Origin of the sequence: Aestuariivirga sp. (genome assembly GCF_041738905.1) — a bacterium.
Classification (GTDB): Bacteria; Pseudomonadota; Alphaproteobacteria; order Rhizobiales; family Aestuariivirgaceae; genus Aestuariivirga.
In genome coordinates this window covers 37,581-49,663 of sequence record NZ_JBGSOZ010000144.1, presented here as the reverse complement: position 1 = coordinate 49,663, position 12,083 = coordinate 37,581, and the positions used below count along the sequence as shown (strand labels likewise).

At 61.5% G+C, this 12,083-nt stretch carries 12 protein-coding genes; 5 read left to right on the top strand and 7 right to left on the bottom strand.

The annotated features are described in order from the left end of the window. Positions 1–780: MFS transporter (locus tag ACEW8Q_RS13330; RefSeq protein ID WP_373504546.1), on the top strand; the 780-nt coding region annotated here is incomplete at its 5' end. A gap of 68 nt (positions 781–848) precedes the next feature. Continuing rightward, the gene (locus ACEW8Q_RS13325) at positions 849–1,091 is read left to right on the top strand and encodes a DUF2061 domain-containing protein (RefSeq protein ID WP_373504545.1); all 243 of its coding nucleotides are present in this window, start codon (positions 849–851) and stop codon (positions 1,089–1,091) included. Positions 1,092–1,094: 3 nt separating this feature from the next. Here the strand turns inward: ACEW8Q_RS13325 and metZ are convergent, their stop codons facing one another. From metZ to ACEW8Q_RS13310, 3 genes are all read right to left on the bottom strand, one after another. After that, complete coding sequence (metZ, locus tag ACEW8Q_RS13320) at positions 1,095–2,288, bottom strand: O-succinylhomoserine sulfhydrylase (RefSeq protein ID WP_373504544.1); 1,194 nt, start codon at positions 2,286–2,288, stop codon at positions 1,095–1,097. 12 nt (positions 2,289–2,300) lie between these two features. Next, the gene (locus ACEW8Q_RS13315; RefSeq protein ID WP_373504543.1) at positions 2,301–2,702 is read right to left on the bottom strand and encodes a rhodanese-like domain-containing protein; all 402 of its coding nucleotides are present in this window, start codon (positions 2,700–2,702) and stop codon (positions 2,301–2,303) included. A gap of 84 nt (positions 2,703–2,786) precedes the next feature. After that, on the bottom strand, positions 2,787–3,092 hold the full coding sequence (locus ACEW8Q_RS13310) for a DUF718 domain-containing protein (protein ID WP_373504542.1): 306 nt from the start codon (positions 3,090–3,092) through the stop codon (positions 2,787–2,789). A 164-nt stretch (positions 3,093–3,256) separates the two neighbouring features. On the opposite strand from ACEW8Q_RS13310, the gene ACEW8Q_RS13305 reads away from it, so the two are divergent. Further along, positions 3,257–5,716 carry an FAD-dependent oxidoreductase gene (locus ACEW8Q_RS13305; protein ID WP_373504541.1) on the top strand — a complete coding sequence of 820 codons (2,460 nt, stop codon included), beginning with the start codon at positions 3,257–3,259 and terminating at the stop codon, positions 5,714–5,716. Between the two features lie 82 nt (positions 5,717–5,798). Here ACEW8Q_RS13305 and ACEW8Q_RS13300 read toward each other — a convergent pair whose 3' ends face one another. After that, positions 5,799–8,318, bottom strand: coding sequence for a beta strand repeat-containing protein (locus ACEW8Q_RS13300; RefSeq protein ID WP_373504540.1), 2,520 nt, complete (start codon positions 8,316–8,318; stop codon positions 5,799–5,801). A gap of 422 nt (positions 8,319–8,740) precedes the next feature. Next, positions 8,741–9,145, bottom strand: a complete 405-nt coding sequence (locus tag ACEW8Q_RS13295; protein ID WP_373504539.1) for a hypothetical protein — start codon at positions 9,143–9,145, stop codon at positions 8,741–8,743. A 143-nt stretch (positions 9,146–9,288) separates the two neighbouring features. On the opposite strand from ACEW8Q_RS13295, the gene ACEW8Q_RS13290 reads away from it, so the two are divergent. Together ACEW8Q_RS13290 and ACEW8Q_RS13285 are read left to right on the top strand one after the other, a co-directional pair. Continuing rightward, a complete protein-coding gene (locus tag ACEW8Q_RS13290) occupies positions 9,289–9,948 on the top strand; it encodes a peroxiredoxin (RefSeq protein WP_373504538.1) in 660 nt (219 codons plus the stop codon). A 147-nt stretch (positions 9,949–10,095) separates the two neighbouring features. After that, entirely contained in the window at positions 10,096–10,269 is a 174-nt protein-coding gene (locus ACEW8Q_RS13285) for a hypothetical protein (protein ID WP_373504537.1), read from the top strand. Between the two features lie 41 nt (positions 10,270–10,310). Here the strand turns inward: ACEW8Q_RS13285 and gatA are convergent, their stop codons facing one another. Both gatA and gatC read right to left on the bottom strand, forming a co-directional pair. Further along, the gene (gene gatA / locus ACEW8Q_RS13280) at positions 10,311–11,777 is read right to left on the bottom strand and encodes an Asp-tRNA(Asn)/Glu-tRNA(Gln) amidotransferase subunit GatA (RefSeq protein ID WP_373504536.1); all 1,467 of its coding nucleotides are present in this window, start codon (positions 11,775–11,777) and stop codon (positions 10,311–10,313) included. Continuing rightward, entirely contained in the window at positions 11,774–12,061 is a 288-nt protein-coding gene (gene gatC / locus ACEW8Q_RS13275; protein ID WP_373504535.1) for an Asp-tRNA(Asn)/Glu-tRNA(Gln) amidotransferase subunit GatC, read from the bottom strand. The genes gatA and gatC overlap by 4 nt, the downstream gene beginning before the upstream one ends. Between the last annotated feature and the right edge of the window lie 22 nt (positions 12,062–12,083).

Sequence of the window (12,083 nt, the reverse complement as noted above, 5' to 3'; positions counted from 1 at the left end):
GAACAGCGCGGCCGTGCCCTGGCGCGGGTCTTCGGCGGCATATCACTGGCCCAGGTCGTGGGCGTGCCGCTGGGCGCCTGGCTCGCCTATCGCTTCGGCTGGCACTCGGCCTTCTGGGTTGTCGCAAGCATAGCGGCGTTCTCCGCGGCGGTGCTGCTGCGCTTCGTTCCGCGCGATGTGAACTTCCAGGCGACGTCAGTCGGCAACATTCTGGCCGCGCTCACAAATGGACGCCTGATGCTGGCGGTCACCTTCACCGCAACGATCATGGTATCGGTCTATATCGTCTTCACATTCTTTGGCCCCTTGATCGAAGCCTCGATCGGCAGCAACCCCGAGACGCGGACCTTCTTCCTCGTGCTTTACGGCATCGGCGCGGTCGCCGGAAACTACATGGGCGGATACCTGACCGACAGGATCGGCCCGAAGCGGACGCTGATCATCATCTGCGTCGCCCAGATGCTGCTCATGCCGCCCTTCTCGGTCATTCCACTGAACCCGATTGCATTCGCCGCGCTGGTCGGCTTGTGGAGCGCCTTTGGCTGGTCCTTCATGGCCCCGCAGCAGTCGCGCCTCGTCGCCATCGCGCCACAGGCCCAGACTCTCGCCCTCGCGCTCAACGCCGCGATGATCTACGTCGGCATCGCCATCGGTTCAGCCATCGGGGGCCGGCTGCTCGATTGGCAAGGCCTGAAGATACTGGGTCTCGCGGGCGGTGCGGCCGCGGCTTTGGCATTGCTTCATTTGCTGCTGTCGGGCCGCGCCGCAAAACAGGCATAGGCCTGCCGATTGCTGTCGGCTATGGAAGTTGCCGACGAGTCATTGATACCCCGAAAGGACATGCCAGCATGCCAGAGACCACAGCAGAACATGTGATCACATCAGCGCCCGTCGCCTCGCGCCGGCGTTCACTGGCCAAGACGATCAGCTGGCGGGTTCTGGGCTCTCTCGACACCATGCTTCTGGGTTACATCTTCACCGGAAGCATCGCCATTGCAGGATCAATCGCTTCGACCGAAGTGGTCACCAAGATCGTGCTCTATTACTTTCACGAACGCGGCTGGGCCCACATCAAGTGGGGCCACAAGTAGGCCTCAGGCGGAGAGCGCCTGCTTGAGGTCGCCAACCAGGTCATCGGCATCTTCAAGCCCCACTGACAGACGCAGCATGCCATCGGTAATCCCCATCATGGCGCGCGCCTCCGCACCGATGTTGCGGTGTGTGGTCGAGGCCGGATGAGTCATCAGCGACTTCGCATCGCCGAGGTTGTTGGAAATGTCGATGATGCCCAGGTGGCGGAGAACGTCGAAGGCCTTCTTCTTTCCGCCTTCAACTTCGAACGTCACCATGGTGCCGCCCAGCTTCATCTGCTTGCGCGACAGAACAGCCTGGGGATGCGAGTCGAGGTGCGGATAGAGCACGCGCGACACACCTTTGACGCCCGACAGTTCGGTTGCGATCCGATGCGCGGCATGTGATTGCGCTTCCACCCGGAGTTTCAGCGTCTCAAGCCCCTTCAGCAGGATCCATGCATTGAAGGGCGAAATCGACGGTCCGGTGTGGCGAAGGAACGGCTTCAGCAGCTCTTCCTTGAACTTGCGGGTGGACACGATGGCACCGCCGAGAACCCGGCCCTGCCCGTCCATGTGCTTGGTGCCGGAATAGACGATGACATCGGCGCCATAGGTCAGCGGCCGCTGCAGGATGGGCGTGGCAAAGATATTGTCGACCACGACATTCGCACCCGCCGCCTTGGCAATGCCGCACACGGCTTCGAGATCGATCACGTCCAGCGTGGGGTTCGATGGCGTTTCAAGGAACACGCATTTGGTGTCCGTGGTGATGGCCTCTTTCCAGGCCTTCAGGTCACCGCCGTCGACCAGTGTCGTCCTGATGCCAAAGCGCGGCAGGATCGATGTCACCACCTGATAACACGAACCGAACAGCGCCTTGGACGAGACCAGATGATCGCCCGCCTTCAACTGGCAGGCCAGAGCACCGAACACGGACGCCATGCCGGAGGCCAGCGCATAGCAGGATTCAGCCCCTTCGAGCAGCGCGAGGCGTTCTTCGAACATGGTGACGGTGGGGTTGCCATAACGGCCATAGACATAGCCGTCGTCCTCGCCTGCAAAACGCTTCTCCGCCGTCTCCGGCTCGTCATAAACGAAGCCCGAATTGAGGAAGAGCGCCTCGGAGGTCTCACCATGGGGCGAACGGTCGAGCCCACCGCGGACGAGCTTGGTGGCATCGCCCCAGCCCTTGGGGTCCGATTTGTGCTTCTTCATCTCGAAACCCCTTCAGCTCTGCACCCACGGCAGCCCCGCGGCCTTCCAGCCGCCAAGAGTGCCGCGATGGCCCGAACCGTCCTTGTCGCCTTCAAACCCTTGCGCCACGTTCCAGGCATTGGAATAGCCGGCATCGGTCAGCGCCGAGGCAGCCGAGGCAGACCGCGCACCGGATCGGCAGATGCACAGGATTTCAGTGTCCTTCGGCAGCCCCATCTGCTCGATTTCGTTCACGAAGGTGCCGTTCACCTGCATCGAGGGAAACACCTGCCACGACAGTCGGACGAGCCGCTCGACCGCGGGAACGCCGACGAACACCCATTCCGGCTGTGTCCGCACATCGATCAGGACGGCGGAAGGATTGTTCTGGAGCCGCTGGTAGGCTTCGGCCGGAGAAATATCACCCTGATGCATGGAACGACCCGTTCGTTATTTCGAACAGAGGAATAGTCCAAACGGAATCGTCCCGCAAACGGAAATGCCCTCTGGCCCGATGGTCTAGGCCCGGCTGGCCGGGAACTCGACCACCGCTGTGCCAGACACGGGATCAGTCACGCCCAGACCGTCGCCCAGATCCTCCAGCATGTGCCGCATGCTGTCCAGAAGGGGCAGCATCTTGGGCCGTCCCGCGGCCAGCGTATCGGCACTGTCCCAGCTCCCGATGAAGCAATAGCTGCGGTCTCCCGTCTTCACGAGTGCCCCGCCCTTGAAACCCTTGAATTCCGGTTCGATCCGGTGAGCGTCCTCGAACGCCATTTCCATTCCCGGCTTCACCCTGAAACGCACGGCATTGTAAGCAGTCATGCTGACCTCCCGTTGTACGGCGTTACCCCGGCAGGCATGGATAATACTCCTTTTTAGGCGGAAGGTGAACGGCTGGCCCCGGCCCGTGAGACAGTCTGGCGCTTCCGGTGGGCCTTGCTCACCTGTTAGATGAATTCACCACCTCACCTCCGGAGTCTTTCACCATGTCAAAGTCCCTGCCCGCCCGCGCCGATGTCGTCATTATCGGCGGCGGCATTGTCGGCTGCTCGATTGCCTATCACCTTACCCGGGACGGCATCACCAATGTCGTGGTGCTGGAGCGGAAGCAACTGACGTCCGGCACGACCTGGCACGCGGCGGGCCTCGTCGGGCAGCTGCGCGCCACGCGCAACCTGACTGAACTGGCGAAATACACCACCATGCTGTTCGAGGGCCTGGAGAAGGAGACCGGTCAGGCGACCGGCTTCAAGCAGAACGGCTCCTTCTCGATTGCCCTCAATGATGGCCGCCACGAGGAATTGCTGCGCGGCGCCTCGATGGCAAAGAGCTTCGGCCTCGACGTTCAGGTCGTCTCGACGGCTGAAATCAAGGAGCGCCTGCCGCACTACAACATCGAGAATGTGAAGGGCGGTGTCTTCCTCCCGAAGGACGGACAGGTGAACCCCATCGACGTGACGCAAGCGCTGGCCGCCGGTGCACGTTCACGCGGTGCCAAGGTCTTCGAGAACACCAAGGTCACCCGCGTGCTTGTGAAGGACGGTTCCGCCTATGGCGTCGAGACAACAGACGGCACCATCCTCGCGGACAAAGTTGTGGTGGCCTCCGGCATGTGGTCGCGCGACCTCGGGCGCTCCATCGGCGTCAACATTCCGCTCCATGCGTGCGAGCATTTCTATATCGTGTCAGAGCCCATTGCCGAACTGCCCCGCAACATGCCGGTCGTCCGCGTGCCCGATGAATGCACATACTACAAGGAAGACGCGGGCAAGCTGATGGTCGGCGCCTTCGAGCCCAAGGCAAAGCCGTGGGGTGGCGGCGGCATCGACGAGGAACACGCCTTCGTGACGCTGCCCGAAGACATGGATCACTTCGAGCCGATCCTCACCAGCGCCATCAACCGCGTGCCGCTGCTTGAAACCGCCGGCATCCAGCTTTTCTTCAACGGCCCCGAAAGCTTCACGCCCGACGTGCGTTATTATCTTGGCGAAGCGCCGGAGGTGAAGAACGTCTATGTGGCGACGGGATTCAATTCCATCGGCATCCAGTCTTCCGGCGGCGCGGGCCTCGTGCTGTCGAAGTGGATCAAGGACGGCCATCCGCCGATGGATGTTAGTGGCATCGACATCCGCCGCATCCATCCCTTCCAGTCGGTGAAGTCCTATGCGCGTGAGCGCGCCTCGGAGAGCCTTGGCCTTCTCTACGCCATGCACTGGCCTTACCGCCAGGCAGAGACGGCGCGTGGCGTGAGGCGGTCCCCCCTGTTCAACTACGAGAAGGACCTCGGTGCCGTGTTCGGCGAAGTGAATGGCTGGGAGCGCCCCAACTGGTACGCGCGCGACGGTGTGAAGCCCGAATACGAATACTCCTACGGCCGTCAGAACTGGTTCCCCTGCGCTGATCATGAGGCAAAGCAGTTGATGACCAACTGCGCCTTCTTCGACCAGTCGAGCTTCGCCAAGTATTCGGTCGAAGGCCGCGACGCCCTTAAGGTGTTGAACCGCGTCTCGGCGGCCAACATCGATGTCGAGCCGGGCAAGATCGTCTACACCCAATGGCTGAACGAGCGCGGCGGCATCGAGGCCGATCTCACCGTGACGCGCCTCGCGAAAGACAGGTTCCTCGTCGTCACCGGTGCCGCTCCTCAAACCCGCGACATGGCCTGGTTGAAGACGCACACACCGTCAGACTCGCATTGCGTGGCGACCGACATCACGTCGGGCCTGCCGATGATCGCCATCATGGGTCCGAAGTCCCGCGCCCTGCTGGAGAAGGTTTCAGGCGCCGATCTCTCGAATGCCGCATTCCCGTTCGGCACCTCGCAGGAGATCGAGATCGGCTATGCGAGAGTCCGCACCAGCCGCATCACCTATGTTGGCGAACTGGGCTGGGAGCTTTACATCCCCGCCGAATTCACCGCCCACGTGTTCGAGACGCTGTGGGCTGCGGGCATGGAATATGGCCTGACACCCGCCGGCATGCACACCATGAACAACTGCCGCACCGAGAAGGCCTACCGCCACTGGGGCCACGACATCGCGGATGAAGACACGCCGCTTGAAGCGGGCCTCGGCTTCGCGGTCTCGTGGGACAAGCCCGGCGGCTTCATCGGCAAGGAGGCGCTGCTGAAACAGAAGTCCCTGCCCGTCCAGCCCAAGCGCTTCGTGTGCCTGGCGCTGGAGGACAATTCGATCAGTGCACCGATGATCTACCACGAGGAGCCGATCTACCGGAACGGCGTGATCGTCGGTTCCACCACGTCGGGTGCATGGGGCCACCGCGTGAACCTGTCGCTCGGACTTGGCTACGTGAAGAACGATGCGGGCGTCACAAAAGACTGGCTCGATAGCGGCACGTGGGAAGTGGAACTCGCCTGGAAGCGCTATGCGGCGAAAGTCCAGTTCCAGAGCTTCTATGATCCCAAGGGCGAGCGCATTAAGGCCTGATCGCTTCGACATTTCACAATGGCAGAAACCCCGCCGGATCGCTCCGGCGGGGTTTCGCTTTGCAGGGGTCGTTGGTCGAGGCTTAGAGAACGAAGTCGGCGATCGACATTGTCGTCTGGCCGCTGTCCAGCGTCACCTTGAGCATCATGTCGACGCCGGCGATGCTGTCGGTGTAGAACCTCAGCGTCGCGACACCGCCCGAGATCGTCCAGTCGATGTTGCCGATGGCGGTCGAGCCCTGGATGACAGTGAAGGCCTGGTCGCCGGTAAGACCGGTGCCGGTGCCTTCGCGGGCATCGATGCCGGAAACGTCGATCTTTTCACCCGTAGCGAAGTCGAGGATGATGTCAGCAGTCGTCGAGGTGCTGCCGCTCTCCGTCTTCAGGTTGAAGTCGAAGGTGTCGATGTCGGCGCCGCCCGTCATCGTGTCCTTGCCGAGGCCACCGGTGATGGTGTCCTTGCCGGCAAGGCCATTGATCACGTCGTCACCCGCGCCGCCATCGAGCTTGTTCCAGCCCGCGTTGCCGGTGATGGTGTTCGCGTCGCCGTTGCCGGTGCCCGCGATATCGTTCCTGCCGGCAAGGACGAGGGTTTCGACATTGGCAGCCAGCGTGTAGGTCGCCAGCTTGGAGATGACGGTGTCGGTGCCGGAACCCACTGTCGAGGCTTCGGTCACAACGTCACCGGCCTGCTCGACGTAGTAGGTGTCGTCGCCGTCGCCCCCGACCATCGTGTCGTTGCCGCTCTTGCCCTTCATCGTGTCGTTGCCGGCGAGGCCAGTGAGCGTGTTGTCACGGGCATTGCCGTTGAGGAGGTTGTCAAGCGAGTTGCCGGTACCGTTGATGACACCGAGGCCGGTCAGCGTGAGGTTCTCGACGTTGGCCGCGAGAGCATCGATGGTGACCGAAGCCTTTACGAGATCGCTGTCGCCTGCGCCAACAGTCGCGGCTTCGGTGATGGTTTCACCGGCCGACCCCACGATGTAGGTGTCGTTGCCGTTGCCGCCTACCATGGTGTCGACGCCGCCCAGACCATCGAGCGTGTCGTTGCCATCGCCGCCATTCAGCGTGTTGGCTGCGCTGTTGCCCTTGAGGGTGTTGTTCAGCGAGTTGCCGGTGCCGACAGCGGCACTGCCGCCGAGGGTGAGGTTCTCGACGAAGGCGCCCAGCGTGTAGCCAGAGACGGCCGAAATGACAGTATCCTTGCCACCCGCATCGAACCCAAGGTTATCGAGTTCCGACACAGAGTCGGAGAGCGAGTCGATGTAGTAGGTGTCGTTGCCGGCACCGCCCTTCATCGTGTCGTTGCCGGCCTTGCCGTCGAGGATGTCGTCACCAGCCTTGCCATCGAGCGTGTTGGCGGCCGCGTTGCCTGTGAGCTTGTTGTTCTGGCCGTTACCGGTGCCGTTGATGGCTGTGGTGCCGGTGAGAAGCATGTTCTCAATGCCCGTGGTAAGCGTGTAGGTGACGCTCGCCTCGACGATATCCGTGCCTTCGCCATTCACTTCGATGACTGTGTCGCCGGTATTGTCGACGACGTAGGTGTCATTGCCCAGGCCGCCGACCAGTACGTCGGCGCCAACGCCGCCATTCAGTTCGTCATCGCCGCCAAGTCCGTTGAGAATGTTGTTGCCCGAGTTGCCGACGATGAGGTTCTTGAGTTCGTTGCCCGTGCCTTCGATGTTGCCGGTGCCGGTCAGCGTCAGGTTTTCGAGGTTGGCACCGAGCGTGTTCGTGACCGAGCTTTCAACACGGTCCGTGCCTTGACCCGTGCCTTCGACGATCGTGTCTCCGCCGTCGGTGACATAGACGTCGTTACCGAGGCCGCCGATCAGCGTGTCGGAGCCGGTGCCGCCATTCAGGATGTTGGCGCCATTGTTGCCGCTGATGACGTTGTCCAGCGTGTTGCCGGTGCCGTTGATGTTCGCGGTGCCGGTGAGCGTCAGGTTGTCGAGGCCGCTCGTTGCGTCACCCATGGAGAACGACACGCTGGAGAAGACCTGGTCGTTGTTGCCCGAGCCGACGGCCAGGGTTTCGATGACCACGTCGCCCACGTTGTCGACATAGTAGGTGTCGTTGCCGTTGCCACCGGTCATCGTGTCGGCGCCGAGGCCGCCATCGATTGTGTCGGCGCCGTCGCCGCCATTGATGATGTCGTCTTCGACCGTCGTACGGAAGGCAACCGTTGCGGATGTCGGGCTGATGTCGTCGGCGCCCGAGGAGCCGGTGATCGTTACGGCTTCGACATCAAGGATGTTGACCGTGATGGTCTGGTCGGTGAACAGCGTATCACCTGCACTCGACACGCCGTCATAGACACGCACGGTAACCGTGTAGGTGTTCCTGCCACCCGGATCAGATCCGTTCTCGTCGGTGTCGGTGGGGGCTTCGAAGTCGGGCGTTGCCTTGAACGTCAGGACACCTGTCGTCTTGTCGATATCGAACTTGAACCTGTCCGCGCCGCCGACGATCGCATAGTTCAGGGCGTCGCCATCGGCATCGTTGCCCACAACGGTCGTGACCGCGGTGATTCCTTCGTTCAGGTCGATCGATGCGGTGGCGCCACCGCCGTTGGAAGTAATGGTTGGTGTATTGACGGGCATATCGCGGTCCTCGGCTCTCTGGGGTTACGACTAAGTCTGGCTCTCGAAATTCTTCAGTCTGATCGAAAGGAACTTCGTCCCTGGGCTTGTGCCGCTGCCAGGGTGACGAAAACACGCTTCGATCCACACTCGCCAATCAACCGCACAAACCTCAAAGTTGGTTTAATGCGAGGGCTGAATCTGTATGAACTGCACGCCGAGGGTGCGCGTCTTCGGGAGATGTCCGTCAGCCGGATTTTCTCAGAAGGAAAGACACTTTATATTATATATCAGTTGTTTAATGGAATACTCTGACAAAGAAGATCAGCGGCAGAGTTCTGGGAAAGGACAACTTTCCGTTACGTTTTGTAAACCGTGTTTCGACAGTTCTAATGTTGCGTTCACCTTTAACGGGTGCTTTACCGCGCCTCGCCGGGCGGTGCTCAGCGATCGTGATCGACGTTCAGATCGCGCCTGGTTGAGAAGATTGAAATCGAGAATCCCGCCACCACGTCGATCAGCGTCATCACGGTGAGAAGCAGGAAACTGGCGGTGCCTGCGGGCTCCCAAAGCAGAAGCAGCAGGAGCGCGCCAACGAAGACCGCGGTCGATAGCATATGGTCGAGAATGGTTCCGCGCCCTGCCCGCGCCGCCTTCAGCATTTCGAGAAACAGCGCGCCGAGCCCCGCCAGCGTGAAAAAGTCACCGGCGCGCAGCGTGAGCATCGCCCCCGACGCCAATGTCATGGAGTAGGCGTCGCCATCGAGCATCAGGCCACCGCCGAAGCCCAAAACCACATAGGCTGCGACGACAAATGCAAGAATGGGGACGGACATGATATAATTCATGGCTCTGAACTCCTGAGGCGTCCCATAGATGCCCTTGCCGTGCGATTCCCGCAAAGCCGGATTGCATGGATCACGGGACGATTTGTTCTTTAAAACGAACGTTCAACCGGATATATTCCGATCAATCAAACGAGGAGGCCAACATGGCACTGCAGATTGGCGATATTGCACCGGACTTCGAGGCCGAGACCACGGAAGGTCACCTGAAGTTCCACGACTACATCGAGGGTTCCTGGGTGGTGTTCTTCTCGCACCCCAAGGACTTCACCCCCGTCTGCACCACGGAACTCGGCTCCATGGCGAAGATGAAGCACGAGTTCGACAAGCGCGGCGTGAAGCTCATCGGCATCTCGATCGATACGGTCGACACGCACCACCGCTGGAAGACAGACATCAAGGACGTGACCGGCGCCCAGGTGAATTACCCCATGATCGGCGACGAGGACCTGCAGGTGGCCAAGCTCTATGGCATGATCCACCCGAACGCCTCGGGCAACGCCGCAAGCCGCACAGCAGCCGACAATGCGACTGTGCGGAATGTCATGGTCATCGGCCCGGACAAGAAGATCAAGATGGTCATGGCCTATCCGATGAGCACAGGCCGGAACTTCGACGAGATCCTGCGCGTCATCGACTCGCTTCAGTTGACTGCCACGAAATCCGTGGCAACTCCCGCGAACTGGAAGCAGGGCGAGGACGTGATCATTCTGGCCTCCGTCTCGGATGACGCCGCCAAGGAGAAGTTCCCCGGCGGCTGGAAGACCCTGAAGCCCTATCTGCGCATGGTTCCGCAGCCGAAGTGACGCCTGACGAGTTCTCCCTGTGACTTGGACCCCGGCCCTCAAAGAGCCGGGGTTTTTTCTTGCCACAATCCAGTGCAAGACTTGCCGCTGGTGCTGGTTGGACAGTCCACCCCGCATCGTCAACGTCAGGCAACAGGAGACATGACCATGAAGTTCGTGCTGTCTTTTCTGGCCATCCTCGGGGCGGTCGCCGTCAGTTCTGCAACAGTCAACGCTGCTGAGGTGACTCGCACCTATACGAGCGGAACCTATACGTTCACCTGCATCGCTACCGGAAGCAGCGAAACCTGCGGCAACTGGAACATCTGGTCCGGCAGCTGACAACAAGTTTGCGGAAACCCCGGTGCGCCGGGGTTTCCCTTTTACCACCAGGTCGGAGCCCTGTACCCGCCCGCCGCCTGCTCGATGGCCGCCGCCGTCTGGAACAGCGTTTCCTCGTCGAACGGCTTGCCGATCAGCTGAAGCCCAAGCGGCAGGCCGTCAGATGACAATCCCGCGGGCACCGCGATGCCGGGAAGGCCTGCCATGTTCACCGTCACCGTGAAGATGTCGTTCAGGTACATCTGCACCGGATCGGTGATCTCGCCCGGCGCAAAGGCGGGGCTGGGCGTTGCCGGCGTAAGCACCACATCCACCTTGTTCCAGGCCTCGTCGAAGTCGCGCTTGATCAGTGTGCGGACCTTCTGGGCGCGGACATAATAGGCGTCGTAGTAGCCAGCCGAGAGCACATAGGTGCCGATCAGGATACGGCGCTGCACCTCGCGGCCGAAGCCCGCGGCGCGGCTGTTCTCGTACATGTCGACAATGTCGTCGCCGCGCACGCGGAGCCCATAGCGCACGCCATCATAGCGGGCGAGGTTGGATGAAGCTTCAGCCGGCGCCACGATGTAATAGGCGGGAAGCGCATATTTCGTGTGGGGCAGCGAAATCTCTACGATCTCGGCGCCCTGCTCCTTCAGCCACCTGGCACCCTGCTCCCACAGCGCATCGATCTCGGCGGGCATGCCATCGACCCGATACTCCTTCGGAATGCCGACGCGGAGGCCCTTGATGGGCCGGCCAATCGCCGCCTCATAGTCCGGCACCGGAAGGTCGACAGAGGTCGTGTCCTTGGGGTCAACGCTCGCCATCGACTTCAGCATGATCGCCGCATCGCGCACATTGCGGGCGATGGGACCGGCCTGGTCGAGGGATGAGGCGAAGGCCACGACGCCCCAGCGCGAACAGCGGCCATAGGTCGGCTTGATGCCGACCGTTCCGGTGAAAGCGGCAGGCTGGCGGATCGAGCCGCCGGTATCGGTGGCCGTTGCGGCAGCACAAATATGGGCGGCGACGGCCGAGGCCGAACCGCCCGAGGATCCGCCGGGCACCAGCGCCGCATTGGAATTCTTGCGCTTCCACGGGTTGATGACGTTGCCGTAGTAGCTCGTCTCGTTGGATGAGCCCATGGCGAACTCGTCCATGTTGAGCTTGCCCAGCATCACCGCGCCGTCGCGCCAGAGATTGGCCGTCACGGTTGATTCATACTGCGGTTTGAAGCCGTCGAGCACATGGCTGCAGGCCTGGGTATGAACCCCTTCGGTGGCGAACAGGTCCTTGATGCCGAGCGGAATGCCTTCCAGCGCACCGGCTTCGCCGCTGGCAAGCCGCGCGTCGGACGCCTTTGCCATGGCCCGCGCCTGTTCCGGCGTCTCCACGATATAGGCATTGAGCACGCGGGCCTTTTCCATGGCGGCCAGGTAGGCGTCGGTCAGTTCAAGCGCCGAGAACTGCTTCTTCTTCAGCGCGTCGCGGGCGGCGGCAATCGTAAGCGAGGTGAGCGAGGTCATTCCACCACCTTCGGCACCATGAAGAACGAATCTTCCTGCGCGGGCGCATTGGCGGTTATCTTTGCCGGGTAATGACCGTCGGTCACCTCGTCCTTGCGCATCTTCATCTTCACGGAAACGACCGAGGTCAGCGGCTCGACCGCCGACACATCGACCTCGTTCAGTTGCTCGATCCAGCCCAGGATGGAATTGAGTTCGCCTGCCAGCTTCGGCAGTTCCTCGTCCTTCACCTTGAGGCGCGCAAGCCTCGCCACCCGTTTCACGGTAGCCTGATCGACCGACATCTGTTCATTCCCTGAAGAAATC

Bases quoted from the DNA above. Each gene is read 5' to 3' on its own strand.
- ACEW8Q_RS13325 (WP_373504545.1), top strand. From the start codon at position 849: ATGCCAGAGACCACAGCAGAACATGTGATCACATCAGCGCCCGTCGCC.
- metZ (WP_373504544.1), bottom strand. From the start codon at position 2,288: ATGAAGAAGCACAAATCGGACCCCAAGGGCTGGGGCGATGCCACCAAG.
- ACEW8Q_RS13315 (WP_373504543.1), bottom strand. From the start codon at position 2,702: ATGCATCAGGGTGATATTTCTCCGGCCGAAGCCTACCAGCGGCTCCAG.
- ACEW8Q_RS13310 (WP_373504542.1), bottom strand. From the start codon at position 3,092: ATGACTGCTTACAATGCCGTGCGTTTCAGGGTGAAGCCGGGAATGGAA.
- ACEW8Q_RS13305 (WP_373504541.1), top strand. From the start codon at position 3,257: ATGTCAAAGTCCCTGCCCGCCCGCGCCGATGTCGTCATTATCGGCGGC.
- ACEW8Q_RS13300 (WP_373504540.1), bottom strand. From the start codon at position 8,318: ATGCCCGTCAATACACCAACCATTACTTCCAACGGCGGTGGCGCCACC.
- ACEW8Q_RS13295 (WP_373504539.1), bottom strand. From the start codon at position 9,145: ATGAATTATATCATGTCCGTCCCCATTCTTGCATTTGTCGTCGCAGCC.
- ACEW8Q_RS13290 (WP_373504538.1), top strand. From the start codon at position 9,289: ATGGCACTGCAGATTGGCGATATTGCACCGGACTTCGAGGCCGAGACC.
- ACEW8Q_RS13285 (WP_373504537.1), top strand. From the start codon at position 10,096: ATGAAGTTCGTGCTGTCTTTTCTGGCCATCCTCGGGGCGGTCGCCGTC.
- gatA (WP_373504536.1), bottom strand. From the start codon at position 11,777: ATGACCTCGCTCACCTCGCTTACGATTGCCGCCGCCCGCGACGCGCTG.
- gatC (WP_373504535.1), bottom strand. From the start codon at position 12,061: ATGTCGGTCGATCAGGCTACCGTGAAACGGGTGGCGAGGCTTGCGCGC.